This is a genomic window from Rhodoferax potami, assembly GCF_032193805.1.
Lineage (GTDB): Bacteria > Pseudomonadota > Gammaproteobacteria > Burkholderiales > Burkholderiaceae_C > Allorhodoferax > Allorhodoferax potami_A.
Map to the genome: position 1 here is coordinate 902,230 of NZ_JAVBIK010000001.1, position 24,814 is coordinate 927,043.

A 24,814-nucleotide genomic window follows, 5' to 3' on the forward strand; every position below is an offset into this window, starting at 1 on the left:
TCTATTCAGGGAGAGAAAAAAATGGAAGAGCCCCTTTACGCAGAGCTTCAGCGTGAAGTTCAAAGAAAGCTTGGCCGGTGCTTGATTCGAATTCAACAATACGAACTTCTGTTGAAAGAGATGCTCGCAAAGCGTGAAGTCTCGTTACAGACAGGTCGCAAGGGTTTGGTTCCGGAAGACTCTGAGTCAAATTTCAAGACCCTGGGTCAATTGGCAGGGGAGCTGACTGACGAGTATTTTCAGCCCACCCTCACAGATGCAGAAACACCCCTACCCGACAAATCAACAGACGAGAAAGAGCAGCCCCCGGGTTCATTCCACCTAAGTTTCAGCGTTTCGATTGCCCCAGAAGCGCACGCCAAGATGGTTAAAGAGCTACAAGAACTCGTAGACCTGCGCAATGACCTCGTCCATCACTTTTTAGAAGGCCAAGACCTTCTCTCAGAGCAGGGTTGTATTGCGGCGGACATGTACCTACAAGACTGTTACTCAGAAATTGACCGGCACCTCGCCTCTCTTCGGGAATGGGCTAAGTCATCGAATGAATCGAAGCTGTCGATGGCGGCATTTGTGATAAGCCCTGAATTTCAAGAGTTCTTGCTGGCAGGCATGAAACCGTCCAGCTCTGAGCGTGAAGGTGCTCTACCTAAATTCGTGGAGGTCCTTCGCCAGGCTGAAGGCGAGGTTGCCATTGATGGATGGACCCCCTTGAGTGCTGCAATTGAATTCGCAAAAGGCACGGCACCCGATGTGACACTAAAAACACACAGATTTGGCAGCTGGCGCCAAGTCTTGTCGGAAGCTCGTGTTTTTGAGGTTTCCCGGCTGTCAAACGCAGTCTCGATTTGATACAACTGTGGAACGCAAACGCGGCGTGGATTTGATACACCGTTATGTGGGGTGATTGGTTGTTTTGTCTTTGCTTGGCGCCTCTAGGCTGCTTGCTCCTCCTGTGTATCAAGGTGACTGCGTTTTCGTTTGAGTAGGGCATTGCTGCTGGCGGCAATCACACCGGCACGCCGCTTATCTTTCAGGCGATAGGAGTCTCCTGAGATCGGGACCACATGGGCGTGGTGGAGCAGTCGGTCAAGTAGCGCCGCTGTCAGCGTTGCATCGTCTGCAAATGTCTGGTCCCATTGCCCAAACGGCAGATTGGAGGTCAGGATGAGACTTCCCACTTCATAGCGTTTGGCAATGACTTGGAACAGAAGATTCGCCTGTTCCCGATTCATGGGTAGGTACCCGACTTCGTCAATGATCAACAGCCGGTAGGGACGCACGATGCGTTTGATAGCCTCTTCCAGGGTGTTCTGCCGTAGTGCCGTGCTCAGTGTCATCAGCAGATCTGCCGCCGTGATGAAACGCGTCTTGATTCCAGCCTGGGTTGCCCTGTAGCCCAAGGCGATGGCCAAGTGGGTTTTGCCCACCCCACTGGCGCCCAGCAAGACCACGTTCTCGCTGCGCTCCACGAAGGCCAGACTGCCAAGCTCCTGCACCAGAGTTTTGGGCACACCGCTGGCAAACTGGAAGTCAAACTCATCGAGCGTCTTGATGGCGGGGAAGCCCGCTATGCGCGTGAGCATGGCGCGCGTTCTCTCCACCCTGGCCAGAGCCTCGCCACGCAAGGCTTGCTCCAGGAACTCCAGGTACCCCAGCTCTTTCTTGGCCGCCATTTGCCCCAAGTGGGCAAGCTGATCGGGTAAGTTGAGCAGGCGCAGCTGATCACACAGTTCACGCAGTCTTTCCATTTGCAGGCTCATGGTCGTCCTCCTGCTGAGGCTTGGTTGTGCACCAGCGTGTCATACATCGCCAGAGGATGCTGCAGGCCTCGCCATGCCGCGGCTGGAATTGGCCGGACTGCTGCGCCGCTACCGGTGACTTTTTGTAATTGACGCACTGTTCGCCCACTGTAGGCGCTGGGGATGGCCAGCAGATGTGCGCGCTCAGTTTGCAAAGCCAGTGCCGGCACACACCCAGTGGTTCCGTGGATCCGCACATTGGCAACGTCACGCAGCCAGGTGCGCATTTCCCGATTGGCTGTGTCCGCGTCCACCACCAAGCCTTGCTGCTTCATACTCGCCACCAATGGCACCCAGAAGCTGCGCCGGATGTAGCCATTCATGCGTTCGACTTTGCCCTTGGTCTTGGCCCGATAGGGCTTGCACACCCGCGGCACAAAGCCATGGTGGTGCGCAAAGTCAGCAAAGGCACCCTGGAACTGGTGCAGGTTCTTGCCGTAGGCGTCACGCTTGAGGATGACGGTCTTCATGTTGTCGTACAGCACTTCACGGGTGACTCCACCAAAGCTCTCGAACGCCCTGACATGGCACGCCAGTAGTGTCTCCAGCTTCATGTCTGTGACGAACTCCGCGAAGGTCGCCCGGCTGTGGCCCAGCGTTGCCACAAACGCCGCCAACATGCCGTCTTTATGCCCAGCCTTGCGGAACTCGATCCAGTCCATCTGCATTTGCTCACCGGGCTGGGTCTCGAACCGCACAACCGGATCCGGGCGCGCCTGTGGACGCAACTCCTTGAGGTACTCCTGCAGGATGCGCACGGAGCCCGTATACCCCTGTGCGGCAATCTCACGCTGCAGCACCGTTGCTGGAATCCAATCAGGCTTGGCCGCCTGAATACGTCCAGCCAGGTAGTCCTTGAATGGATCGAGCTTGCTCTTACATGCCGGCAGTTTCTTCATGGCCGGCGGACCACCCTCCAAATACTTACGCACCGTGTTGACTGCCATACCAGTTTGCACCGATATCTCGCGCAAGCTCAGCCTGTGTTTCCTTAATACCTTGAGTTCCATGTACTCCTCGTTCGTAATCATTGCCAGTCCCATCCATGGTTCGGATGGCTTGGCACGTTAGTCGAGGTGTATCAATTCCTCACCGCGTTCTCGTGTCATTTTCATACTGCGCGTGACACGGCGGCCTCAAGCAACAGGAGACTCCAGGGAGACTTGGTATCGGTCGCGTCTTGGTTGAACCAGCTTGCATCCAGTGAGCCTGGTGAAAAGAGTCAAAAGGCTAGAAAAAGGTACCGACCCATCTGGGCCAATACACGATTTCCTCTGGTTTTTGGTGCTTTTTACGGGCTGGAATTGGCCCCAGAAGGCGTTCTACGTGTGGGCTTCTAATTTACTTTTTCCCGGCATCAACGTTCACGTAAGTTGTTGATTTCAAAGGGAAATGGCCACCTGCTGGATAACTCCCCCTCCAAGAGAAAAAAAGGCCTTCGAAATTGATGAGGCCTTTGCGGAATTTGAAGTGGTGTCGAGTTTCATTTCTCCACAGCCCATCCCAAGTGGATAAAGCATTATCTGGCTACGTGGCCCATATCCGGGATATGCCCGAATGGTCAAGGTCCATTTAAATGCATACCTATGTTGGCATGGCCAGAATTTAAAGATTGATTGCAACCGCCAGCCGGACGATTTTTCCTCTGAGTTCGGGGTCGGTATCAACTGCGAACGTCATTGTTTTCAGAAGCAGTCCGAGGGGAATACCCGTTTTTGAGCTCAGTTTGGTTAAGGCTTCGCGCTCAGATATGGCAACTCTGATAACTCCGTACTTTTGGCTGGTTGGACTCTTGTTTGCTTTTTGACGACGTAGTGCATTCAGCAGTTTGACTCGACCCGCCGGCGTCACATTCGCGCTGAGCCATTCATGGCAAGCTAGCCCTCGAAGGTCCTCTTTCGACTTAGACAACCTCTCTTCAAGCATTTCGACTCGATTTTTCGGGTCGACTTTGGCCTGCTTGAAGATGTCCGAACCTCGCATTACTGCTCTCTTGAGATATGCGAGTACAGCTGGTACTGATTCGTGTTTTAAGGGCATAGGTGCTTTTGACATGCCTCATTATGCGTGATGGACATCACGCATAAGCAACCCAGACAGAGCATTAACGTGATGTGCATCACGCCAATTGTCGGCAAAGATGTAAAAGTCCAAAAATAGTCAATTTCTTGGGCGCTACCCTTTGGAAACCCGCATGCCTATTGGGTTTGAAAGGAATCGTTGGGCCAACAGCGTAGTAAGACCCCGCACCATGCAAAAGGCCCGACTGAATCGGGCCTTTTGCATGAGGTCGAAACGATCTGATTTATTTCACAACCACTTCCACGCGGCGTGCTTCATTGGCGGGGCCTGTAGCCATTGCTTCCTCAGGCTTTTTCAACTCGACTTTGTCTTGGGGAACACCCAGGGCCACCAGAGCGTCGCGCACCGCGATGGCACGTTGCTTGGCCAATTCGGCGTTCTGAACGGGGTCGCCGCTCGCGTCATGAAAACCACTGATCACCGCTTGCTGACCGGCAGATACGGCGGTCACTGCGTTGGCAAGGGCTTCGTTAGCACCCATGGCAACGTCTGCTTTGCCTGTGGCAAAAAAGAACTTCACCACACCGTCTTCAACCCGCACACTGGCCGCGTCTGCCACTTCAACAACCGCTGCCGCAGGTGCAGGCTTAGCGCCAGACCGGCTGACGGCAAAACCAATCACAGAAGCCAGAATGGCGACGATGATGGTGCTCACGACGATGGCAACGACTTTGGTACCGGTATCTTCCTGCTCAGACATGTCAAACACTCCCTTAAAAATGGAGCGTATTGTAGGTTGTCGCAGCATGGGCTTCTCCTGCCCATGACCCAACGCAATTCACGGAAAGCCTGTAATTCCTATACTCCGGCTATGACATCCATTGCCTCCTTACGCAAAAGTTACGAACGTGCCGAACTCGATGAGCAGGCTTCGCATGCCGACCCCATGCTGCAGTTTGACCGCTGGCTGCAAGAAGCCATCCAGAGCGAGGTGCCTGAGCCCAACGCCATGACGCTGGCCACCGTGGGCAGCGACCTGCGCCCCAGCACCCGGGTGGTGTTGATCAAAGGCTTTGATGCCCGCGGCATTGTTTGGTTTACCAACTACGAAAGCCGCAAAGGCAAGGCCCTGGCGGGCAACCCGTATGCCGCGCTGCAGTTCCATTGGGTAGAGCTGGAGCGGGTGGTCCGGATCGAAGGCGTGGTCGAAAAAGTGAGTGACGAAGAGAGCGACGCCTATTTCCACAGCCGCCCGCTGGACTCGCGCATCGGCGCATGGGCCTCCCCGCAGAGCGAAGTGATCCCTGGCCGCACGTTGCTGGTAACCAACGCGGCCAAATACGCCGCCCAGTTTCTGCTGCAGCCGCCGCGCCCGCCACACTGGGGCGGCTACCGCCTCAAGCCGGACCAGTGGGAGTTCTGGCAGGGCCGCAAAAGCCGTTTGCATGACCGGCTGCGTTACAGCCAAGGTACCGACGGCGCCTGGTTGCGCGAGCGACTGGCGCCCTAGCGTGCACGGGGCTTAGACCCCCTGCTCCTCAAGGTGCCGATTTGGGTAGGTACTGGTCAGAGGTCACGCCCATGGAGACATAAATGCTGGTGACGGCCTCCATGCCAATCTCCGCCGGTTCCACCCAGTCGGGTGGCACATACAGCAAGCCGCCCCCCACCGGAACCGGTGCCGTAGGCACCAGTACCCCCAGATAAGGCAAGCCGCCAATCATGACCGCCTGCGGCGTTGACAGGAAACCGAGCACCGCGGTTCCTTGTTTGCCAGCTCCACCAACGGTAGCGGCACTAGCAGTGTCCGGCTGAGGCTTGCCGCCGAAATACAGCCACACCGGGGACAGCGACTGCAGTTCCGCCCCCTCTTTGCGACCCAGCAGACCGACCAGCTTTTGCACCACGTCGTACACGGTGCGGACCACGGGAATGCGTTGCAAAAGCGTTTCCAGCAGTCTGGCAGCGCCCTGCTCCAAACCGCGCTCCACCATCAAGCCAAACGCGTAGACCAGCACCACCACCAGCAACAAGCCCAGCAGGTAGCCAATGATCTCGGACTCGGTCAGCCCCAGGCCAATGCCGGTGAGCATTTGCCCGAACGCGCTCCCCGGCCCGAGCCACACCGCGAGCAGGCTCAACAACCACGACAGCAAGAGCAAGGTTGCGGCCAAAGGCAAGAGCGCCAGCGCCCCGGTGAGCAGGGTGCGCAGGGGGTGTTTCAGCTTGAGGTTCATGTCTCGGAATTTCCTGCAAAAAGTGACCGGCCGCGCAAGCGCGCCCATACCGCCACGGCGGCGGTCCCCAAGGCAACGCCAACAGCATCGGCAAGCCAGTCCATCCAGTCGCCTTGGCGCCAACCGGTCAAAGCCTGTGCGCATTCAATGCTGGCACCGAACAGCAACACACCTGCCAGCACACGCGGCACAGCCAAAGGGTAGGCCAGCAAACCCAGCACTGCGAGTGCCGCAAAGCCCAGGGTGTGCTGCGCCTTGTCCCAAAACACCAGGCTGGAGGGCACCTGCTCGTTGGGCATCAGGGACATGACAGTCGTCAAGACCACCAGGGCCCAGAAGGCGACTTTCCAGAATACACGGACCCGATTCAACGTCACAAACACCCCTTCATACGGCTCAGCCAACCCACAAGGGCAGCAGGTACATCACCAGTGACACGGTAAATAGCGCCATCACGGTGGACACCACCACGCTGGCGGTGACCAGCTCTTCCGCCTTCTGGTAGCGCTGGGCAAACAAAAACACGTTGGCGCCGATCGGCAAGGCGGCGGCCATCACCAGCACTGTCAAAGTGATACCGCGCAAGCCGGCGGCATAACCCAACAAGGTCATCAGCAAGGGGTGCAGCAGGTTCTTGATGCTGGAGATCACGAGCGAAGCCCGCAGGTGCTGCCCAATGGACGTTTTGGCCAGTGTCACCCCCATCAGCACCAGCGCCACCGGGCTGAATGCATTGGCCAGCAGTTGCAGCGGGCGGTCTACTACCCCGGGCAGCACCCAGCCGGTTTGCGCAAACAACAAGCCGGCAATGATGGGCATGGGCACCGGGTGAAAGATGGCGTTGCGCACCGCCAGGCCGATGGTGCGCAAGTGGCCGCTCCGGGTGTGCCCGGCATGGGCTTGCTCGCGGGCGCTGCACAGCTCCAGCACCACGGTGGTCATGGTCAGCAGCACCAGCGAGTGCATCGAGATCAGGGTGAACAGCACCACCAGCGCCTCTTTGCCATAGGCCAGGCCAATGAGCGGAATACCAATCGTGGCGGTATTGCTGAAAATGCCGGAGAGCGCCAGCACCGCCGCGCGGCTACTGCCACCCTGCGCCACCAGCAGTACAAAGAACAAACCAGCCGCTGTAGCCAGGTAGATCGACAGGGCACTGAAGTCGAGATGCGCCACATCCACAGCGCACATGGTGCGAAACAGCAGCGCCTGGATCAGTACCAAGAAGACCAGATTGCTAAGGTCGCGCACCGCCTCCTGGCGGATGACATTGAATCTGCCACTCAGGTAGCCCACCAAAATCAGCAGGACGACCGGTAGCAGGGAAGAGAGTACGGGGTTGTCGAGTGGCATCCTGCTGCGGCTACTTCACAGCCACAGCGTCTGTCATGCGGTAGTACAGGCCATAGGGGTCGTCGTTGAGCACCGCGAACTGGCCCTCCACCACGACAGCTTCCATCGAATATTTGACAGCGGTTTTGGTCTTGACCTCGATCATGCTCTCAGGGCCACCTGCCACGCAAAACGAGCAGGTCAAGGGCACCGAGCTGATGAGAAAGTGTTTTTGCTTTTCACCGGGCTCCAGCGGCATCATGAAACCCTGAATCCGCTGGGTTTTTTTATGAAGCGCCTGAATGTCTGCCGTGAACACCGGCAACAAGCGGTTCTTCTCGGTTTTGGTTTTGACGGCTGTCAGCACTGACCAGGGCAACACATCGGCCCGCTCTTTGAGCGGTGCAAACGGGCTGTTGGCACCATGCACGCCCGCGCCAGTACCGGCAGGCACGCCCGGCACACCCGGCATCGGGGAACTGAGCTGGGCCAAGGCCGGAGCCGCCCACACGACAGCGGCACACACCAGTGCCAAACGACGGTGGCCAGAGAAAACAGAGTCAACGCGCATAAAACACCTCGGGAGAGGCCTACAGTTTAGTGGGCCTACAAAAAGCCCCCACCGCCGGGGGCCATGGCGTGGGCTCGCTCAGTGCTCGTGCTTCATGCCGCAGAACTTGCCGATGGCAATGCCCTTGCAGGCGGTTTGCAGCTCCTTGTTGCACACTGCTTCGCCTTTGCCGGCCTCGCGGCACTTGGCAGCAGACTCGTGGGCAGCGGCCATGGCACGGTGCTTGGCGATGTCCTCGCGGGTTTCTTTGTCGGATTCGGCCGCTACAGAAAACATAGCTGCTTGCGCAAGCAATACGGCGGCTAGAAGGCTTTTTTTCATAAATTTCATCGATAGAGAGTAGTAAAAATCAATACAAGGGTCAGTGGCTCTGCAGCAAGCGCAACACGCTCACCCGGTAGGCTGCCACCGTGGGTAGCAAGGCCGAGGCCAAAGACACCACCAAGGCCAGTGCGGGCACCACCCACAAACCGGCCGGCCACACCATGCCGCCGATCAGCAGCGAATGGTCCAGACTCAAAAACAAAGCCAGCGCCTGCGCAAAACCTTGGCCCAGCAACACACCCAGCACCGCTGCGAGCAAGCCCAGCCACAAGGCCTCGCACAGCAGCAAGGCAGCCACTTTGGCAGGTGGCGCGCCCAACATGCGCAGCAAGGCGAGGTCGGTGCGCCGCTCGCGCACCGCACTCCACAGCGCAATAAACACGCTCAGGCCCGCGGTCAGCAGCAGCACCCCGGCAAAGGCGCGCAACACATCGGTACCCAAGCCCAACATGCTGAGCAAGCGCGTGATCTCCAGCGCCGGGGCAGCGGCCTGCATATCGGTAGTGCTGTTCACAAAGCGCGGAAAGCTCACTGCCGCCATGGGTGTGCTGTAGCGGATCAGGGCCATGGTGATTTCGCGCTCGTCTTCCATGACGCGGCGGTCGTCGTCGTCCACGGCGGTGTAGTCCTCATGCACCTTCCAGACAGAGGCGGTATCGGTCAGGATCAGCCGGTCCAGCACGCTGCCACCGGGCGCCAGAATACCGACTACGGTGTAGACACTGTCGCCATGCGGGTGCCCGCCGGCACCGAGACCGTGGGTGCCCACAAAGGTCTGCCCCACCTGGATGCCCATGGCCTTGGCAGCGGTAGCACCCAGCACCGCCTCCATGGGCGCGGTCCACAAGCGACCTTGCGTGAGCTGGGCGTCATAGTGGGCCGGATAGTCAAGCGAGGTGCCCACGATCCGGTAGCCGCCGTAGTTGTCGCCCAAGCTGATCGGGATCACTTGTTCCACCAGCGGGTTGCGGGCCAACTCCTGCACCGCCTTAATCGGCACATTGCCCGGTGGTACATCGAGGTGCAAGACCCCGGAGAGGATGAGCTGCATCGGGCTGCCCTTGGCGCCCACCACCACATCGATACCCGCCAAATCACGCTCAAAGGCTTTACTGAGTTGCGCCCCTACCAGCAGCAAAAACGTGATGGATGCCAGCCCCAGACTGAGCAGCAAGAGATTGAGCGCCGCCCCCAAAGGCCGGGACCACAGGTAGCGCCACGCAAAGAAAAGTGTCGTCATGTCGCTATTATTTTGATAGCTGCTCGCGCGCCAAAGACAAGCGCGAGAAGCCAATTTGACCTAAACCATCGCCCTCCTGCGCTGTGAGTAAACTGGCCACCCGCGCATCGTGGGTGGCAATCACCAGGGTGGCGCCGTGCTGCTGCGCCGTGGTGTGCAAGAGCCGCACCGCTTGGGCGGCAGCTTCGTCATCGAGGCTGGCAGTGGGCTCGTCGGCCAGCACCACCCGGGGTTTGAGCAGCACCGCGCGGGCCAGGGCGACCCGCTGCGCTTGCCCGCCAGACAGCTGGTGGGGCAAGCGGCCAGCCAACTCGGCCACGCCCAAGGCTTGCAGGGTCGCGTGGATGCGGGCTTTGTCCTCCGCCCGACCGGCCGCCCATTGGGCCATGGCCAGGTTTTGCTGCACCGTGAGCGCTGCGCTCAAATGCAGCTTTTGCGGCAAAAAGCCGATGTGGGCCGCCCGCCAGGCATCTGCCGTGGCACCGCGCAAGTCGCCCATGGCTTGGTCTGCCACATGCAGCGTGCCTGCCGAAGGCGCTACCAGCGCAGCTACCAGGGCCAACCAGGTGGACTTGCCGCTACCCGACGGGCCGCTGAGCAGCAGCACCGCGCCGTGGGGCACCTCTACATCCGGAAAACGCAACTCACTGCCACCGGGGTAGCGGTAGCAGAGGCCCCGCGTCTGGATCATGCCGCCGGACCTGCGTTGGCCATGCCGCCGGGCACGGTGCCTGTGGCGCAATCTGCGCAGACGCCGCGCACCGCGAAGTCGAGGTGCATGTCGGTGTAACCCAGTGCGCGCAAGGATTCGATGGCAGTTTGCGCCGCCTTTTCCAGGTCCACCGCGTGCAAGGCGCCGGCCAACGGGCTGTCGCGGTGGCAGGTCTGGCACTCAAAGTGGGGGGTGGCGTGCACGCTGGCGGGCATGGCCTGGTAGCGGCGGACCCGCTGGCTGTCCACCCGGCACAAGAGCAGGCCCACTTGGGTCAAGCGGTCGATCAGGCGGTAGAGGGTGACGCGGTCCAGCGGCTCAGCGTGGTCGCCCGCCAAAGACTCCTGCAACTGCGCGTGGGTGTAACTGGTCTCGGGGTGGGCCAACAACCAGCCCAGGACGCGGCGCGCAGCCGCCGTACGGCGCAGGCCGTGGGCGGAGAGCAGTGCGTCGATCGGGTTGTCACCCTCGAGCACCGGGGTCACAGGGGGTTGGACTGAAGCCATGGAACCATCCTAAAAATGCAATTCAGTTGCATTAATTAATAAATGCAACTGAATTGCGTTAGACTATATCGCAATCGAGTTGCATTATGAGTCATTTTCGTGAACCTGCCTGAACCCCGCCGCCAGCGCACCAGTGTCCTGGCCCTACCCGCTTGGCAGCGTGTGCTGTGGATCCTGCCGGCACTGGCCCTGTTGTGGCTGGGCGTGTGGTGGGCTTGCCTGGAGGCCGCCCCGCTATGAGAGCGCCTGACTACGCGCCTGACAACACGCGGTTGGCCGGCGCTGCGGCCATCGAGCTGCACAACCTCACCGTGAGCTACCGCCGCCACCCGGCACTGCACCATGTGAGTGGTCACTTTGCGCGCGGCTCCCTGACCGCCGTGATCGGGCCCAACGGTGCCGGCAAAAGCACCCTGCTCAAAAGCCTGGCCGGGCTGGTCAAGACCGAGCCACACGGGCACATCACCCGCGCACCGGGCTTGCGCATGGCCTACCTGCCCCAGCACAGCGAGCTGGACCGCAGCTTCCCGCTGAATGTGCGCGACTGCGTGCTCATGGGCCTGTGGCCGCAAACCGGTGCCTTCGGTAGCGCCACACCGGCCATGCTGGCGCGGGTGGATGCGGCGCTGGAAGCGGTGGGCCTGCAAGGCTTTGAGCGCCGCCCGGTGGGCACGCTCTCCAGCGGGCAGTTGCAGCGCACCCTGTTTGCGCGCCTGCTGGTGCAGGACGCCGACCTGATTCTGCTGGACGAACCTTTCAACGCGGTGGATAGCAAAACCACCGCCGGTCTGCTGACATTGGTGAAACAGTGGCACCGCCAAGGCCGCACCGTGGTGGCCGTGCTGCATGACGACGCGCAGGTGCGGGAGCACTTTCCCCAAACCCTGTTGCTGGCACGCGAGTGCATCGCCTGGGGTGCAACCGCCGAGGTGCTGACAGACGCCAACCTGCAGCGCGCCCGCGCCATGGCTGAGGCCTGGGACGAGACGGCCGCCATCTGCGCCATCGACGGCGAGGTCAACGGCCTGGACTTCGACACCCTTCTGGCCCGGCGACTCGCCACCACTCCCACCACCCCTTAAGGATGCCCATGGACTTGTTGCTGGGCCCGGTGTGGGAGGCCTTGATTTCCCCTTTTTCAGAATTTGCCTTCATGCGCCGCGCGCTGGTGGCCACGCTGGCACTGTCGCTGAGTGCCGCACCCTTGGGCGTATTTTTGACGCTGCGGCGCATGAGCCTCTTGGGCGACGCGCTCAGCCATGCGGTGCTGCCCGGAGTGGCCATCGGCTTCATGGTCAGCGGCTTGTCGCTCACCGCCATGGCGCTGGGTGGCGTGCTGGCCGGCATGGTGGTGGCAGGGCTGGCCGGTGCGGTCAGCCGCTTTACCACCTTGAAAGAAGACGCCAGCCTCGCCGCCATCTATCTGGTGGCACTGGCACTCGGGGTGACGCTGATTGCGGGCCATGGCACCCAGCTCGACTTGCTACACATTTTGTTTGGCAGTGCACTGGGCGTGGACAACAGTGGCCTGCTGCTGGTGACGGGTGTGGCCACTGTCAGTGTGCTGGCCTTGGCGCTGATGTACCGCGGGCTGGTGCTGGAGACCTTTGACCCGGTGTTCATGGCGGCCCACCGCAGCGGAGTGCCGCCCTGGGTCTGGCAACAGGGCTTTTTGATGCTGGTGGTGCTCAATCTGGTGGCCGGCTTTCAGACCCTGGGCACGCTCATGGCCGTGGGTTTGATGATGCTGCCCGCCGTGAGCGCCCGCCTCTGGCACGACACCCTGCCCGCGCAACTGCTCAATGCCAGCCTGCAAGCGGCGCTGGCCGGCGTAGCCGGGCTGCTGCTGTCGTACCACTTTGACACGCCGTCGGGCCCCACCATCATCGGCTGCGCGGGGGCGCTCTACGCCGCCTCCCTGTTGCTCGCGCCCGGCGGCTGGCTGCCGCGCTGGTGGGTCACCACCCACCGCGTGGCCTGACCAGCCTGCCCTCCACTCTCCCCTGTTTTTCCACCTTCCACGGACTACCGCCATGACCCTGCTCGACACCTTCCCATTGACCGCCCTGCCGCGCCGCTTTCTATTGGCCAGCGTCACTGCTTTCGCTTTGCTGGGCAGCCACGCGCATGCCGCCGAGAAGCTGCCGGTGACCGCAAGCTTCAGCATCCTGGGCGATCTGGTGCGGGTGGTGGGCGGCGACCGGGTGGCAGTGACCACGCTGGTGGGCGCCAATGAAGACGCCCATGTCTTTGAAGCCAAGCCCTCGGACGCAAAAACGCTGCTCGCCTCCAAGCTGGTAGTGCTCAACGGTCTGGGTTTTGAGCCGTGGGCGGGCAAGCTGCTCAAGTCTTCGGGCTACAAAGGCGAGACAGTAACCGCCGCCAAGGGCGTGAAAGCCCGCGCCATGCAAGAAGAAAAAGGCCATGGCGCCCACGCCGGCCACGCGCATGAAGAAATGGATCCCCACGCTTGGCAAAACCCCAACAACGTGGCGCTGTACGTGCGCAACATTGCAGCCGGTTTGGCCAAAGTGGACGCCGCAGGTGCTGCCACCTACCAGGCCAACGCCGAGGCCTATGTCAAAGAGCTGCAGGCGCTGGACGCCTGGGCCCAAGCGCAAATTGCCACCATCCCCGCTGATAAACGCAAGGTGATTACCTCGCACGATGCGTTTGGCTACTTTGCCGCGCAATACGGCGTGAAGTTTCTAGCCCCGCAAGGCGTGAACACCGAGGCCGAGCCCAGCGCCAAGCAAGTGGCGCAACTGATCAAGCAAATCCAGCGCGAAAAAATCCGCGCTGTGTTTGTAGAAAACATGAGCAACCCCAAGCTGATCGCCCAGCTCAGCAAAGACGCCGGCGCCACCTTAGGCGCCAGCCTGTATGCCGACGCCCTGTCCACCGCCGACCAGCCCGGCGCCACCTACTTGCAAATGATGCGCCACAACGTGACGCAGCTGGTGGCCGGCATGAAGCGCAACTGATACCCATTGCTATCAATTTAATAGCTACCTGCGCACTCTTGATGGGCGCCAGGGCCTGATTTGACCTAAAAACCTCTGCACCATGACACTTGCACCCCCTCCATCCGCCCTGCGTCGCGCCCTGCTCTTGAGCGCGGCCGTATCCGTCTCCACGGCCATGGCCCAGACCGGCCCCACGACCAACGCCCGTGTACTCAAAGTCGCCGCCCCCTGGGAAATCGGCAGCCTGGACCCTTCTAAAACCGGCTACATCTTCACCCGCCTCGAAGTCACCGAAACCCTGGTCGATGTGGATGCCAGCGGCCAACTTGCGCCCGGCTTGGCTGTGCGCTGGGCGGTATCGCCTGACCAGAAAACCTGGCGCTTTGCCCTGCGCCCGGGCGCGGTGTTTCATGACGGCAGCCCGGTCACCCCGGAGGCAGTGGTGCGCAGCCTGCAGCGGGCACTGGCGCAACCGGGTATTCTGAAAAACACCCCGGTTCAACGGATTGCCGCGGTCAATGGTGAAGTGCAGATCGAGCTAAAACAAGCCTTCACCGCCCTGCCGGCTTTTCTGGCTCACAACAGCACCCAGGTGCTGGCCCCCGCTTCGTTTGCCGCAGACAACAGCGTGCAGGCAGTCGTGGGCTCAGGCCCTTACAAGGTCGTGCGGGTCAATGCCCCGCAGAAGCTGGAGACCGCGGCCTTTGAGGGCTGGACCGGCAAACGCCCCGCAGTGCAGCGCGTGGAATACCTGGCCACCGGCCGGGGCGAAACCCGGGGCATGTTGGCCGAGAGCGGTCAGGCGGACCTGGTATTCACCCATGATGCCGTCGCCATTGAGCGCCTCAAACGCAACCCCCGGCTGCAGTTCCACACCCTGCCGATTCCGCGCACCCTGTACCTCAAGGTCAATGCCGCGCACCCGCTGCTCAAGGACATCAAAGTGCGCCAGGCCATCAGCCTGGCGATTGACCGGCCCGGCATCGCACAGGCCATTCTGCGGGAGCCCAAAGCTGCAGCCACCCAGCTTTTCAGCCCCGGCATGGCCGAGTGGCATGTGCCGGGTTTGCAGCCGCTGGTGCGCGACCCTGGCCGTGCCCGCCAGCTGCTGCAAGAAGCCGGCTGGGTTGCCGGCGCAGACGGCCTGCTGCGCAAAGACGGCCGCCCTTTCAAGCTGACCTTGCGCACCTTTTCAGACCGCCCCGAGCAGCCGCCCATGGCCACTGCTATCCAGGCGCAACTGCGGGAGGTCGGGCTGGACGTGGCGGTAGCCATCATGAACGCCAGTGACATTCCCGCCGGGCATCAAGACGGCTCGCTAGAGCTGGCCCTGGTCGCCCGCAACTACGCGCTGGTGCCCGACCCGATCGGCAGCTTGCTGCAAGACTTCAGCCCCCAAGGCGGTGACTGGGGCGCCATGGGCTGGCAGAGCGCGCAGGTCACCAGCGCCCTGGAGAGCCTGAGCACCACCAACGACCCGGCCCGCCGCTCCCGCTTGCGCGGCGCACTGTCCACCGTATTGCAGGCAGAGCTACCGCTGATTCCGGTGGCCTGGTACCAGCACACTGCCACCCACAGCAAACGGGTGGGCAATGTGAGCATCGACCCGCTCGAGCGCAGCTACCGCATCAGCCAAATCACCTGGGGGCTATGAACATGGGTTGGACACTGGCTGCCCGACAGGGAGCACGCCTGCTCGGCCAAAGCGCTTTGGTCGCCGGCGCTGTCGGGGTGCTGAGTTTTGCCATGACCCGGGCGCTGCCGGGCGACGCGGCTTACCGCATCGCCGCCGGCCGCTATGGCTATGACATGGTCGACACCGCAGCCGCCGACGCGGTGCGCAGCGAACTGGGCCTGGACCGCAGCGCCGCCGAGCAACTGCTGGCCTGGCTGGGCGATCTGGCCCAACTGCGCTTGGGGCAGTCGATGGTGTCGGGCGACCCGGTGCTGGAAGAAATTGCCCACCAGCTCGGGCACACCCTGCAACTCTCGGTGGTCGCGTGGTTGGCCGCCATGGTGCTGGGCTTGCTGCTGGGCACCTGGGCCGCCCTGCGGGGCACGCACTGGAGCACCCGCTGGATAGACCCGGCCTGCACCGTGCTGCGGGCCAGCCCGGCTTTTTTGCTGGGCGTGGTGCTGATGCTGGGCTTGGGAGTGCACCTGGACTGGCTACCGGTGGCCGGCCACGGCGAGCCGGTTCATCTGGTGTTGCCCGGTCTGGCACTGGCCTTGACGCTGCTACCCGGCATGACCCAGGTGGTGCGCACCCGGCTGCAACAGGTGTTGCGCTCAGACGCTTTTGAATTCGCCCAGACCAAAGGCTTGCCCCTCCCGGCGGCCCTGTGGCGCCATGCGGCAGCACCGCTGGCGCTCGGCACCCTGGCCTATGCAGGCATGCAACTGGTGTTACTGGTCGAAGGCGTGGTGGTGATAGAGAGCCTGGTCGCATGGCCCGGTATCGGGCACGCGCTGGTGCACGCTGTCATTTCGCGCGACGTGCCCATGATCCAAGGCACTGCACTGGCCATGGGGCTGCTCTTTGTGCTGCTCAACGGCGTGATGGATGCCGCCGTGCAATGGCTGGACCCGCGCCTGCGCGAGCCCGCAGGAAGGAGTGCCGCATGAGCTCCATGACTCACATGGCGACACCGCTGCCCGCCGCCCGACACTCTTGGAGCTGGGGCCTACCGGTGCTGATGGCGGTTTTGTTGCTCGGCCTCCTCAGTGTCTGGCTGGGGCAGAACCCGGCCCACCAAAACCTGAGCAACACCTTGACTGCGCCCGGCCCCGCCCATTGGCTGGGTACCGACCATTTGGGCCGGGACCTGATGGCGCGCTTGGGCGAGGCGATCCGCGTTTCACTCTGGCTGGCGCTGGGCTCGGCCTTTTTAGCAGTCACCTTGGGCACCCTGCTGGGCCTGTGCGCCGCGTGGCGACGCGGCCTCACCGACCGGCTGCTGTGCCTGTGTGCGGACGGTGTGGCGGCAATACCCGGCCTGCTGTGGGTGCTGCTGGTAGCCGCACTGGCACCCGGCCAGAAGTGGGCGCTCTACAGCGGGCTGGTGCTGACAGCGTGGGTGGAGTTCTTCCGCCTGGTGCGCAGCCAAGCCCTTGCCACACTGGCCGGTGATGGCGTGCAGGCCGGGCGCTTGCTGGGCTTTGGCGCGCCCTACTTGCTGCGCTGGTATGTGCTGCCCCCCATGGTGGGCGATTTGCTGCGCCTGTGGAGCTACGCCATTGCCAATGCAGTTCTGGCCGTGGCAGCGCTGGGCTTTGTGGGTGTGGGCTTGCGCCCACCGACCGCCGAACTGGGTTTGATGATGACCGAAGCCCTGCCCTACTACGACGCAGCGCCCTGGCTGCTAGCCGCACCGGTCGTTGTGCTGGTGCTGGTGGTCAGCGCCCTGCAATCCGCCACCCGGCAAGCTTTGAAAGACAGCGTATGAGCGCCCCCTTGTTACAGGTCGATGACCTGCGTATTCACCTGGCAAGCGCATTGCCCGGGTCCCAAGGACGCGCCTTGCTGGAGGCCTGCAGCTTCAGCCTGCTCGCCGGTGAACGACTGACGCTGGTCGGCGAGTCCGGCGCGGGCAAGTCTTTGTTGGCACAGGCCATCATGGGTACCCTGCCCCCCGCTTTGCAGGCCAGCGGGTCGATCGCCATCGACGGTGTGGCCACCCACGGCCAACGCGAGCGCACGCAGCCTCTGTGGGGCCGCACAGTGATGATGCTGCCGCAAGAGCCGGGCACCGCACTCAACCCGTTGATGCAGGTGCACAGCCAGGTCGCAGAGGCCGGCCGGTACGCACGCGGCTTGCAGTGGCAGCACGCCCGGCAGGACGCGGAGCAGCAACTCCAGTCGCTGGGGCTCGGTGCCGCCGCACGCCTGTACCTGCACCAGATATCAGGCGGCATGGCGCAGCGCGTGGGGGTGGCCTGCGCCAGTGCTGCCGGTGCCCGCCTGCTGATTGCCGACGAGCCGACCAAGGGCCTGGACCCCGAGGCCTGCGCCCAGGTCGCAGCCTTGCTGATGGCCGCCCAAACGCAAGGCCAAGGCCTGCTCACCATCACCCATGACCTGGAACTGGCAGCCCACTTGGGCGGGCGGATCGCGGTATTGCGCCATGGCTGTATCGTCGAGCAAGGCCCTGCCACCGAGGTGCTACAAGCCCCCCGCCACCCTTACACCCGCGAGCTGATGGCAGCCCGGCCGCAACACTGGCAGCCTTACCCGTTTGCAGCGGCTGCAAGCGCAGCACCGGTGTTAGAGGCCCAAGGTCTTACCAAGCGGTATGGCGCGCGCACCCTGTTCGAGAACCTCGACTTGACGCTCCACGCCGGCGAGGTGGTTGCCATCAGTGGCCCCAGCGGCTGCGGCAAGACCACCTTGGGCAATATGCTGCTCGGCCTGAGCCCGGCAGACGCGGGAAGCGTGCGGCGCCCCGGGCCAGCAGCCCCCTGGAAATACCAAAAGCTGTACCAAGACCCACCAGCCGCCTTCTCGCCATTCCGCACCCTCGGACAGGCTTTAGACGATGCGCGCCACCTGCACTATTCCGGCTCTTCGCGCCGCGCCCCGCAGTCGCCTGAGAGCGGGCAATCGCGGTGGATGCAAGCCTTGGGCCTCTCCGACGCGCTGTTGGCGCGCAAGCCGCATGAGGTGTCAGGCGGGGAGCTTCAGCGTTTTGCGCTGTTGCGGCTGATGCAATTGCAGCCGGCCTTTATTTTTGCGGACGAGCCGACCTCGCGCCTGGACCCGATCACCCAGCGGGACACCATGCGGGTCATCTGCGACAGCGCCGCCCAACAAGGCTGTGCGGTGCTACTGGTCAGCCACGATGCCCACCTTGCCCGCCACAGCAGCCACCGCCATGTGCAAATGGCGGACCTGACGATGCAGGCCGCGGCCACTCCAGCCTGAGCACCCTGCGATGGCACGCAGGGGTGCCATCGCAGCTCAGCGGCTGTTTTTGCTATACATTCAGGAGCCCCACCTGTAGATTCAACGGGCTCTCACAGCGCCTGACCTTGTTATCCCCAAGACTGCTATGCCTGATAAAAAAGAACCCAAGCTCTGGCTGACGATCCTCAAGCTAGTAGCCGGTGCTGCGGTACTGGTCACCGCGTTTTGGCTTTTTTTGACGTTTTTGGACGGCTACTCTGAGGACACTTCCCCCGCACCCACCAGCAGGTCCAAGATGGACTGGGGTATAGCCAACGACTCGCCGATCCCGAGCCGCCGCTAAGGCCTGCTACTGGCCGGCCTCCACCCGCAGCCCGGGCTCACGGTTTTTGCAGGCGGGCAAACGTCTTGCGAAACTTTGCCACCTTGGGTGCTGCCACTGCCATGCAATAGCCCTGATTCGGGTTACGTGCGAAAAAATCCTGGTGGTAGGCCTCAGCGGGCCAGTAGTTCTGCAGCGCCAACACCTCGGTCACGATGGGCCGGTCATAGTGCTTGCTAGCTGTCAACTCGGCCAATAGCTCGCGCGCCACTGCCTCTTGCTCGGGCGTTGAGAAATAAATGCCACTGCGGTACTGGGTGCCTGTGTCGTTGCCCTGGCGGTTCAGGGTGGTCGGATCGTGGATGACAAAGAAGATTTCCAGAATCTCGCGGGTGCTGATGACCGCCGGATCGTAGACCAGCTTCACGACCTCGTTATGGCCGGTGGTGCCGGTGCACACGGCTTCATAGCTGGGTTGATGCACATGGCCGTTGCTGTAGCCGGACTCCACATCTACGATCCCTTGCACCTCTACAAACACCGCCTCTGTGCACCAAAAGCAGCCGCCGCCCAGGGTGATAGTTTGGAATGTGTGGTTCATCAGTTACTCCGGAGTTGAAAGACAAGGCCGCGCCCGCGACCCATGCAGTTCAGTCGGCGAGCCGGCCTGCATCTTACGGAGGCGCAGGGCAGCGCGGCTACGGCCCCTGCAAAGCACCTGAACTTTGCACAACTTTGCCAAGGCCATCGCACCCCGGGGGCAGCTTGGATTGACACTCCCTAGGGGCTCCGCTACATTAATAACCAATCAGTCAGTAATTTATGCCCAGTCTTCCCAGCCTCTGTGAAATCACCGCCCAAGCCCGCGCCAAGCGCGAGCGCCGCAAAGATGCGCGCCCCGGCGAACTGCTTGAAGCGGCTTTGGAGCTGTTTGTAGAAAAAGGCTTTGCCGCCACCCGCGCAGAAGAAGTAGCCAAGCTCGCTGGCGTCTCCAAGGGCACTCTGTTTTTGTACTTTTCGAGCAAAGAAGAGCTGTTCAAGGCGGTGGTGCGTGAAAACATTTCGGGTCGCTTCACCGAGTGGAGCGCCGAACTGGAGGCTTTCGAGGGCAACAGCACCGAGCTGCTGCGCCACTGCATGACGGCTTGGTGGGAGCGTGTGGGCTCGACCAAGGCCTCCGGCATCTCCAAACTGATGATGAGCGAAGCGGGCAACTTTCCCGAGCTGGCGGCGTTTTACCAGGAAGAAGTGGTGCTTCCGGGCAACGATCTGATCCGGCGGGTGCTCCAACGTGGGGTAGACAGCGGTGAGTTCCGCCAGCTTGATGTGGAATACGGTGTGTATCTATTGCTCGCCCCCATGATGTTTTTGGCGCTGTGGCGTCACTCGATCGGCTTGTGTACCGCGCACGACGCCACGCTCGACCCGGTGGCCTACCTCAACACCCATATTGACAACCTGCTGTTGGGCCTGCGCGTGCGGCCGGAAGCGGGATCCTAATTTTTTCGGCACTGAAAATGAAACCCTGGATCAAATGGACATCGGCAGCACTCGCTGTGGCGGTACTCGCGGGCGTGGGCCTGCGCTTGGCTGCAAGTAATAAAGCCAAAAAAACCACCCTGGAGGCACAACAAGCCGCCCTGCAGGTACCGGTGCGGCTGGAGCTGGCACCGGGCGACCTGATCCAGGCGCGGACACTGGACCTCACCCGCAACCTGCCGGTCTCCGGCCCGATCAAGGCCGTCAACTCCGCCTTCGTCAAAGCCCGAGTGGCCGGCGAATTGCAGGGCCTCACGGTGCGCGAAGGTGACCGGGTGCAAGCCGGCCAGGTTCTGGCAAGGGTGGACGCCACCGAGTACCAAGCCCGCACACGCCAAGCCCAACAACAGGCGGAATCGGCCAAAGCCCAAGTCGACATTGCGCGCCGCAGCTTCGACAACAACCGCAAACTGGTGGACCAGGGCTTTATTTCACAAACCGCGCTGGAATCCTCCAGCGCCAGCCTCGCCGCTGCGGAGGCCTCGTACCGCGCAGCCATGGCTGCAGCTGACATCGCCCGGAAATCGCTCGACGACACCGTCCTGCGGGCCCCGATCACCGGCCAAGTGGCGCAGCGCCTGGCACAGCCCGGCGAGCGCGTGGCCATTGACGCACGGGTGCTGGAAGTGGTGGACCTGAACCGCCTGGAAGTGGAAGCCAGCCTCGCTGCGGCCGACTCTATCGGGGTGCAGGTCGGCCAAGCCGTGCGCCTGAATGTCGAAGGGTCCAACCGCAGCCTGACCGGCAAAGTAGCCCGCATCAACCCCAGCGCCGTCGCCGGCAGCCGGTCCGTGCTGGCCTACCTGAACCTGGACACGACCGAAGGGCTGCGCCAGGGGCTGTTTGCCCAGGGCAGCATTGCGGTCGGGGTCAGTCGCGCCCTGGCGGTGCCGGTCTCCACCATTCGCACCGACAAACCGCTGCCCTATGTGCAATGGGTACAAGACAACAAGGTCGCCCACCAGACCGTAACCTTGGGTGAGCGCGGCGAAGCCGATGGCGTGCCCATGGTCGCGGTGACCGGGCTGGCTGAAGGCAGCCAAGTGCTTTCGGGCGCCGTGGGCGCACTGCGGGCGGGTACCGCTATCAAAACCGTAGCAGGTAGCAACTGATGTGGTTCACACGCGTTAGCCTGCAAAACCCGGTGTTTGCCACCATGGTCATGCTGGCCCTGGTGGTGTTGGGCATGTTCTCCCTGCAGCGTCTGCAGGTGGACCAGTTCCCCAGCATCGACTTTCCAGTAGTGGTGGTGATTACCGACTACCCCGGCGCATCCCCTGAAATTGTGGAGAGCGAAGTCTCCAAAAAGGTGGAAGAAGGCGTGAACGCGATTGCCGGCATCAACGCACTCACCTCGCGCAGCTACGAAGGCCAAAGCCTGGTGATCATCGAGTTCGGGCTACATGTGGACGGCCGCAAAGCGGCAGAAGACGTGCGCGAGAAAATTGCCACCGTCAAACCCCTGCTGCGCAGCGAAGTCAAAGAACCCCGTGTCCTGCGGTTTGACCCCTCGTCCCGGGCCGTCTGGTCGGTGGCCGTATTGCCCGACACCCAAAGCGGCACCGCCCTGAGCGCGGTAGAGCTGACCAACTGGGCAGAACAGAATTTCAAAAAGCGGCTGGAGAACGTGCGCGGCGTGGGCTCGGTCACCCTGGTGGGGGGCACCAAGCGCGAAATCAACCTCTACCTCAACCCGCAAGCGCTCGAGTCGTTCGGCATCACGCCCGACCAAGTAGTGAATGCGGTCGCCGCGGAGAACCAGGACCTGCCCTTGGGCACCCTGCAATCCGACACCCAGGAACGGGTGATCCAGATCCAAGCGCGCATGCAGCGCCCCGAAGATTTCGGCCGCATCATCGTTGCCCGAAAGAACGGTACTCCTGTGCGGCTGGACCAAGTGGCCCGTGTAGCCGATGGCGCCCAGGAGGCCGAAACCCTGGCCCTCTACAACGGCCAGCGCACCCTGCTGATGAATGTGCAGAAGTCGCAAGACGAAAACACGATCGTGGTGGTGGACGGTCTGGTCAAAGCACTGGCAGAGATGCAAAAACAGCTGCCCCCGGGCGTGCGGCTGGAGCAGATTACCGATGGCTCGCGCCAGATCCGGGTGTCGGTGAACAACGTGCGCCAAACGCTGATTGAGGGCGCGGTGCTGACCGTGCTCATCGTGTTCTTGTTCCTGAACTCGTGGCGCTCCACCGTCATCACCGGCCTCACGCTGCCGATTGCACTGATTGGCACTTTTCTGTTCATGGATGCCTTCGGCTTCACCATCAACATGATCACCCTGATGGCCCTGTCGCTCTGCGTGGGTCTGTTGATTGACGATGCGATCGTGGTGCGCGAAAACATCGTGCGCCATGTGCAGATGGGCAAAAACGCCTTTCAAGCGTCTCTGGACGGTACCCAGGAGATTGGTCTCGCGGTGCTGGCGACCACGCTGTCCATCGTGGCGGTGTTTTTGCCCATCGGGTTTATGGGCGGCATCATCGGCAAGTTTTTTCACGAATTCGGCATCACCATCGTGGCGGCGGTGCTGATCTCGATGTTTGTGAGCTTTACCCTCGACCCGATGCTCTCCAGCATCTGGCACGACCCGAGTATTGAACACCACGGCAAAGCGCGGGATGGCAGCCAAGGCCCCTTGGGCCTTTACGACAAGACCATTGGCCGGGTGACCGGTTGGTTCGACCGCGGTACCGAGGCCTTGGCAGAGGGGTACCAGAGCATCCTGCGCTGGGCGCTGCTGCACAAGCTGGCCACGGTGTTGATAGCGGTGGCCATTTTTGTCGGCAGTGTCTTCATGGTGCCTTTGCTGGGGACGGAGTTTGTGCCCAAGTCCGACTTCTCTGAAACCTCGCTGACCTTCAATACCCCGGTAGGCTCCTCGCTCGAGGTCACTGAAGCCCGGGCCAAGCAGGTCGAAGCCATCATCCGCGAGTTTCCGGAGGTGCGTTACACCCTCACCACCATCAACACCGGCAACGCCCAAGGAAAGATTTACGCCAACATCTACATCCGGCTGGTAGACCGCAAAGACCGTAACCAGAGCGTGGATCAGATGTCGGTGACGCTGCGTCAACGCCTGCGCAATGTGGCGGGCATTACCGTTACCCACGTGGGTCTGCTGGACTCGGTGGGGGGCCAGAAACAGATTCTGTTCTCCATCCAAGGACCGGACACCCGGGAGCTGGAACGCCTGACGACCCTGGCTCTTGAGAAGGTGCGCGATGTGCCCGGCCTGGTGGACCTCGACTCCAGCATGAAGCCCAACAAGCCGACGCTGGAGGTGCAAGTCAAACGCGAAGCCGCCTCGGACCTCGGGCTGAACGTCACCCAGATCGGTAGCAGCCTGCGCACCTTGATTGCCGGCAAAACCGTCGGCAACTGGCGCGCACCGGATGACCAGACCTACGACGTGAACGTGCGGCTCGCGCCCGATGCGCGCAATGCCGCGGCAGACCTGGAGCGACTGCCCTTCACTGTCGGCAGCAATGCCGATGGCAGTGCACGCATCGTCCGGCTCAACCAGGTGGCGAATGTGCGTGATTCCACCGGCCCCAACCAGATCAACCGGCGCGACCTGACCCGTGAAGTCTCTATCAGCGGCAACGTGTCGGGCCGCTCGGCGGGCGAAGTGTCGGCCGACATCCGCGCTGCCATGGATAGCATCAGCCTGCCGCCCGGCTACAGCTACAAATTCAGCGGCTCCACCAAGGACATGGCAGAGGCGTTTGGTTACGCCATCTCGGCGCTGGTGCTGGCCATTGTGTTCATCTACATGATCCTGGCCAGCCAATTCAAGAGCTTTTTGCAGCCGCTGGCGCTCATGACCTCTTTGCCGCTCACGCTGATCGGCGTGGTGCTGGCGCTGATGATGTTCAACTCGACGCTCTCCATGTTCTCCATCATCGGGGTGGTGATGCTGATGGGCTTGGTCACCAAAAATGCAATTTTGCTGGTCGACTTTGCGATCCGCGCCCGGGAAGACAGCACCGACGCGCAGGGCCGCACGGTACCGGGCCTGCCCCGCTCGGAGGCCCTGCTACTGGCCGCCAAAGTGCGCTTGCGCCCTATTTTGATGACCACCCTGGCCATGATCTTCGGCATGGTGCCGCTGGCCTTTGCCCTGAGTGAAGGTGCCGAAATGCGCGCCCCCATGGGCCAGGCGGTGATCGGCGGGGTGATCACTTCCTCGCTCTTGACGCTGGTGGTGGTGCCGGTGGTGTATTGCTACATGGACGACCTTGCGGCCTGGGCCCTGCGCCTGTGGCGCAAAGCCCCCGCCCCCGGCCGGTAAAATTTGTCACACCTGTTTAACGTGACCCAAGGAAACTTCGC

27 protein-coding genes are annotated in these 24,814 nt (G+C 61.9%); 14 read left to right on the forward strand and 13 right to left on the reverse strand.

Annotated features, from left to right (window positions below; translation table 11 throughout):
- Positions 1 to 21: 21 nt before the first annotated feature.
- On the forward strand, positions 22 to 849 hold the full coding sequence (locus RAE19_RS04290) for a hypothetical protein (RefSeq protein ID WP_313873750.1): 828 nt from the start codon (positions 22 to 24) through the stop codon (positions 847 to 849).
- A gap of 83 nt (positions 850 to 932) precedes the next feature.
- Here the strand turns inward: RAE19_RS04290 and istB are convergent, their stop codons facing one another.
- The 4 genes from istB to RAE19_RS04310 all read right to left on the reverse strand — a co-directional run bounded on the left by istB (position 933) and on the right by RAE19_RS04310 (position 4,581).
- The gene (gene istB, locus RAE19_RS04295; RefSeq protein ID WP_313873548.1) at positions 933 to 1,760 is read right to left on the reverse strand and encodes an IS21-like element helper ATPase IstB; all 828 of its coding nucleotides are present in this window, start codon (positions 1,758 to 1,760) and stop codon (positions 933 to 935) included.
- Positions 1,757 to 2,830 (reverse strand): IS21 family transposase, encoded by a 1,074-nt coding sequence (istA, locus tag RAE19_RS04300; RefSeq protein WP_430962508.1) that lies wholly within the window; start codon positions 2,828 to 2,830, stop codon positions 1,757 to 1,759. Before istA ends, istB begins: the two co-directional genes overlap by 4 nt.
- A gap of 574 nt (positions 2,831 to 3,404) precedes the next feature.
- Complete coding sequence (locus RAE19_RS04305) at positions 3,405 to 3,782, reverse strand: hypothetical protein (RefSeq protein ID WP_313873751.1); 378 nt, start codon at positions 3,780 to 3,782, stop codon at positions 3,405 to 3,407.
- Positions 3,783 to 4,104: 322 nt separating this feature from the next.
- Positions 4,105 to 4,581, reverse strand: a complete 477-nt coding sequence (locus RAE19_RS04310) for an OmpA family protein (RefSeq protein WP_313873752.1) — start codon at positions 4,579 to 4,581, stop codon at positions 4,105 to 4,107.
- 111 nt (positions 4,582 to 4,692) lie between these two features.
- On the opposite strand from RAE19_RS04310, the gene pdxH reads away from it, so the two are divergent.
- Entirely contained in the window at positions 4,693 to 5,331 is a 639-nt protein-coding gene (pdxH, locus tag RAE19_RS04315; RefSeq protein WP_313873753.1) for a pyridoxamine 5'-phosphate oxidase, read from the forward strand.
- A 28-nt stretch (positions 5,332 to 5,359) separates the two neighbouring features.
- On the opposite strand, the gene RAE19_RS04320 is transcribed toward pdxH, so the two are convergent.
- From RAE19_RS04320 to RAE19_RS04355, 8 genes are all read right to left on the reverse strand, one after another.
- Entirely contained in the window at positions 5,360 to 6,058 is a 699-nt protein-coding gene (locus RAE19_RS04320) for a DUF502 domain-containing protein (RefSeq protein WP_313873754.1), read from the reverse strand.
- Positions 6,055 to 6,435 (reverse strand): VanZ family protein, encoded by a 381-nt coding sequence (locus RAE19_RS04325; RefSeq protein WP_313873755.1) that lies wholly within the window; start codon positions 6,433 to 6,435, stop codon positions 6,055 to 6,057. The genes RAE19_RS04320 and RAE19_RS04325 overlap by 4 nt, the downstream gene beginning before the upstream one ends.
- 19 nt (positions 6,436 to 6,454) lie before the next feature.
- Positions 6,455 to 7,411, reverse strand: a complete 957-nt coding sequence (locus tag RAE19_RS04330; RefSeq protein WP_313873756.1) for an AEC family transporter — start codon at positions 7,409 to 7,411, stop codon at positions 6,455 to 6,457.
- A gap of 10 nt (positions 7,412 to 7,421) precedes the next feature.
- Positions 7,422 to 7,961 (reverse strand): hypothetical protein, encoded by a 540-nt coding sequence (locus tag RAE19_RS04335; RefSeq protein WP_313873757.1) that lies wholly within the window; start codon positions 7,959 to 7,961, stop codon positions 7,422 to 7,424.
- 78 nt (positions 7,962 to 8,039) lie between these two features.
- Positions 8,040 to 8,282 carry a hypothetical protein gene (locus tag RAE19_RS04340; protein WP_430962562.1) on the reverse strand — a complete coding sequence of 81 codons (243 nt, stop codon included), beginning with the start codon at positions 8,280 to 8,282 and terminating at the stop codon, positions 8,040 to 8,042.
- Between the two features lie 40 nt (positions 8,283 to 8,322).
- A complete protein-coding gene (locus RAE19_RS04345; RefSeq protein ID WP_313873759.1) occupies positions 8,323 to 9,525 on the reverse strand; it encodes an ABC transporter permease in 1,203 nt (400 codons plus the stop codon).
- Between the two features lie 7 nt (positions 9,526 to 9,532).
- The gene (locus RAE19_RS04350) at positions 9,533 to 10,216 is read right to left on the reverse strand and encodes an ABC transporter ATP-binding protein (RefSeq protein WP_313873760.1); all 684 of its coding nucleotides are present in this window, start codon (positions 10,214 to 10,216) and stop codon (positions 9,533 to 9,535) included.
- Positions 10,213 to 10,743, reverse strand: coding sequence for a Fur family transcriptional regulator (locus RAE19_RS04355; protein WP_313873761.1), 531 nt, complete (start codon positions 10,741 to 10,743; stop codon positions 10,213 to 10,215). The genes RAE19_RS04350 and RAE19_RS04355 overlap by 4 nt, the downstream gene beginning before the upstream one ends.
- A gap of 99 nt (positions 10,744 to 10,842) precedes the next feature.
- On the opposite strand from RAE19_RS04355, the gene RAE19_RS04360 reads away from it, so the two are divergent.
- From RAE19_RS04360 to RAE19_RS04400, 9 genes are all read left to right on the forward strand, one after another.
- A complete protein-coding gene (locus tag RAE19_RS04360) occupies positions 10,843 to 10,983 on the forward strand; it encodes a hypothetical protein (protein WP_313873762.1) in 141 nt (46 codons plus the stop codon).
- On the forward strand, positions 10,980 to 11,825 hold the full coding sequence (gene aztA / locus RAE19_RS04365; protein ID WP_313873763.1) for a zinc ABC transporter ATP-binding protein AztA: 846 nt from the start codon (positions 10,980 to 10,982) through the stop codon (positions 11,823 to 11,825). Before RAE19_RS04360 ends, aztA begins: the two co-directional genes overlap by 4 nt.
- 8 nt (positions 11,826 to 11,833) lie before the next feature.
- The gene (locus tag RAE19_RS04370) at positions 11,834 to 12,724 is read left to right on the forward strand and encodes a metal ABC transporter permease (RefSeq protein ID WP_313873764.1); all 891 of its coding nucleotides are present in this window, start codon (positions 11,834 to 11,836) and stop codon (positions 12,722 to 12,724) included.
- Between the two features lie 52 nt (positions 12,725 to 12,776).
- The gene (locus RAE19_RS04375) at positions 12,777 to 13,727 is read left to right on the forward strand and encodes a metal ABC transporter substrate-binding protein (RefSeq protein WP_313873765.1); all 951 of its coding nucleotides are present in this window, start codon (positions 12,777 to 12,779) and stop codon (positions 13,725 to 13,727) included.
- 82 nt (positions 13,728 to 13,809) lie between these two features.
- The gene (locus RAE19_RS04380; protein ID WP_313873766.1) at positions 13,810 to 15,363 is read left to right on the forward strand and encodes an ABC transporter substrate-binding protein; all 1,554 of its coding nucleotides are present in this window, start codon (positions 13,810 to 13,812) and stop codon (positions 15,361 to 15,363) included.
- Positions 15,360 to 16,334, forward strand: a complete 975-nt coding sequence (locus tag RAE19_RS04385) for an ABC transporter permease (RefSeq protein WP_313873767.1) — start codon at positions 15,360 to 15,362, stop codon at positions 16,332 to 16,334. Before RAE19_RS04380 ends, RAE19_RS04385 begins: the two co-directional genes overlap by 4 nt.
- Complete coding sequence (locus tag RAE19_RS04390; protein ID WP_313873768.1) at positions 16,331 to 17,155, forward strand: ABC transporter permease; 825 nt, start codon at positions 16,331 to 16,333, stop codon at positions 17,153 to 17,155. Before RAE19_RS04385 ends, RAE19_RS04390 begins: the two co-directional genes overlap by 4 nt.
- On the forward strand, positions 17,152 to 18,630 hold the full coding sequence (locus tag RAE19_RS04395; RefSeq protein ID WP_313873769.1) for an ABC transporter ATP-binding protein: 1,479 nt from the start codon (positions 17,152 to 17,154) through the stop codon (positions 18,628 to 18,630). The genes RAE19_RS04390 and RAE19_RS04395 overlap by 4 nt, the downstream gene beginning before the upstream one ends.
- A gap of 127 nt (positions 18,631 to 18,757) precedes the next feature.
- Entirely contained in the window at positions 18,758 to 18,955 is a 198-nt protein-coding gene (locus RAE19_RS04400) for a hypothetical protein (RefSeq protein WP_313873770.1), read from the forward strand.
- Positions 18,956 to 18,992: 37 nt separating this feature from the next.
- Here RAE19_RS04400 and msrA read toward each other — a convergent pair whose 3' ends face one another.
- Positions 18,993 to 19,535: a peptide-methionine (S)-S-oxide reductase MsrA gene (msrA, locus tag RAE19_RS04405; protein WP_313873771.1), complete on the reverse strand. Its 543-nt coding sequence runs from the start codon at positions 19,533 to 19,535 to the stop codon at positions 18,993 to 18,995.
- A gap of 221 nt (positions 19,536 to 19,756) precedes the next feature.
- Here msrA and RAE19_RS04410 point away from each other — a divergent pair, with 221 nt between their 5' ends.
- From RAE19_RS04410 to RAE19_RS04420, 3 genes are read left to right on the forward strand one after another with little or no spacing between them, the layout of a single operon-like run.
- Positions 19,757 to 20,434, forward strand: a complete 678-nt coding sequence (locus RAE19_RS04410) for a TetR/AcrR family transcriptional regulator (RefSeq protein ID WP_313873772.1) — start codon at positions 19,757 to 19,759, stop codon at positions 20,432 to 20,434.
- A gap of 17 nt (positions 20,435 to 20,451) precedes the next feature.
- Entirely contained in the window at positions 20,452 to 21,585 is a 1,134-nt protein-coding gene (locus RAE19_RS04415; RefSeq protein WP_313873773.1) for an efflux RND transporter periplasmic adaptor subunit, read from the forward strand.
- Positions 21,585 to 24,773, forward strand: a complete 3,189-nt coding sequence (locus tag RAE19_RS04420) for an efflux RND transporter permease subunit (RefSeq protein WP_313873774.1) — start codon at positions 21,585 to 21,587, stop codon at positions 24,771 to 24,773. The genes RAE19_RS04415 and RAE19_RS04420 overlap by 1 nt, the downstream gene beginning before the upstream one ends.
- Positions 24,774 to 24,814 lie beyond the last annotated feature (41 nt).

What these genes read in the sequence shown, in the direction of transcription:
- RAE19_RS04290 (WP_313873750.1), top strand. Translation starts at nt 22, where the DNA reads ATGGAAGAGCCCCTTTACGCAGAGCTTCAGCGTGAAGTTCAAAGAAAG.
- istB (WP_313873548.1), bottom strand. Translation starts at nt 1,760, where the DNA reads ATGAGCCTGCAAATGGAAAGACTGCGTGAACTGTGTGATCAGCTGCGC.
- istA (WP_430962508.1), bottom strand. Translation starts at nt 2,830, where the DNA reads ATGATTACGAACGAGGAGTACATGGAACTCAAGGTATTAAGGAAACAC.
- RAE19_RS04305 (WP_313873751.1), bottom strand. Translation starts at nt 3,782, where the DNA reads ATGCGAGGTTCGGACATCTTCAAGCAGGCCAAAGTCGACCCGAAAAAT.
- RAE19_RS04310 (WP_313873752.1), bottom strand. Translation starts at nt 4,581, where the DNA reads ATGTCTGAGCAGGAAGATACCGGTACCAAAGTCGTTGCCATCGTCGTG.
- pdxH (WP_313873753.1), top strand. Translation starts at nt 4,693, where the DNA reads ATGACATCCATTGCCTCCTTACGCAAAAGTTACGAACGTGCCGAACTC.
- RAE19_RS04320 (WP_313873754.1), bottom strand. Translation starts at nt 6,058, where the DNA reads ATGAACCTCAAGCTGAAACACCCCCTGCGCACCCTGCTCACCGGGGCG.
- RAE19_RS04330 (WP_313873756.1), bottom strand. Translation starts at nt 7,411, where the DNA reads ATGCCACTCGACAACCCCGTACTCTCTTCCCTGCTACCGGTCGTCCTG.
- RAE19_RS04335 (WP_313873757.1), bottom strand. Translation starts at nt 7,961, where the DNA reads ATGCGCGTTGACTCTGTTTTCTCTGGCCACCGTCGTTTGGCACTGGTG.
- RAE19_RS04340 (WP_430962562.1), bottom strand. Translation starts at nt 8,282, where the DNA reads ATGAAAAAAAGCCTTCTAGCCGCCGTATTGCTTGCGCAAGCAGCTATG.
- RAE19_RS04345 (WP_313873759.1), bottom strand. Translation starts at nt 9,525, where the DNA reads ATGACGACACTTTTCTTTGCGTGGCGCTACCTGTGGTCCCGGCCTTTG.
- RAE19_RS04350 (WP_313873760.1), bottom strand. Translation starts at nt 10,216, where the DNA reads ATGATCCAGACGCGGGGCCTCTGCTACCGCTACCCCGGTGGCAGTGAG.
- RAE19_RS04355 (WP_313873761.1), bottom strand. Translation starts at nt 10,743, where the DNA reads ATGGCTTCAGTCCAACCCCCTGTGACCCCGGTGCTCGAGGGTGACAAC.
- aztA (WP_313873763.1), top strand. Translation starts at nt 10,980, where the DNA reads ATGAGAGCGCCTGACTACGCGCCTGACAACACGCGGTTGGCCGGCGCT.
- RAE19_RS04370 (WP_313873764.1), top strand. Translation starts at nt 11,834, where the DNA reads ATGGACTTGTTGCTGGGCCCGGTGTGGGAGGCCTTGATTTCCCCTTTT.
- RAE19_RS04375 (WP_313873765.1), top strand. Translation starts at nt 12,777, where the DNA reads ATGACCCTGCTCGACACCTTCCCATTGACCGCCCTGCCGCGCCGCTTT.
- RAE19_RS04380 (WP_313873766.1), top strand. Translation starts at nt 13,810, where the DNA reads ATGACACTTGCACCCCCTCCATCCGCCCTGCGTCGCGCCCTGCTCTTG.
- RAE19_RS04385 (WP_313873767.1), top strand. Translation starts at nt 15,360, where the DNA reads ATGAACATGGGTTGGACACTGGCTGCCCGACAGGGAGCACGCCTGCTC.
- RAE19_RS04390 (WP_313873768.1), top strand. Translation starts at nt 16,331, where the DNA reads ATGAGCTCCATGACTCACATGGCGACACCGCTGCCCGCCGCCCGACAC.
- RAE19_RS04395 (WP_313873769.1), top strand. Translation starts at nt 17,152, where the DNA reads ATGAGCGCCCCCTTGTTACAGGTCGATGACCTGCGTATTCACCTGGCA.
- RAE19_RS04400 (WP_313873770.1), top strand. Translation starts at nt 18,758, where the DNA reads ATGCCTGATAAAAAAGAACCCAAGCTCTGGCTGACGATCCTCAAGCTA.
- msrA (WP_313873771.1), bottom strand. Translation starts at nt 19,535, where the DNA reads ATGAACCACACATTCCAAACTATCACCCTGGGCGGCGGCTGCTTTTGG.
- RAE19_RS04410 (WP_313873772.1), top strand. Translation starts at nt 19,757, where the DNA reads ATGCCCAGTCTTCCCAGCCTCTGTGAAATCACCGCCCAAGCCCGCGCC.
- RAE19_RS04415 (WP_313873773.1), top strand. Translation starts at nt 20,452, where the DNA reads ATGAAACCCTGGATCAAATGGACATCGGCAGCACTCGCTGTGGCGGTA.
- RAE19_RS04420 (WP_313873774.1), top strand. Translation starts at nt 21,585, where the DNA reads ATGTGGTTCACACGCGTTAGCCTGCAAAACCCGGTGTTTGCCACCATG.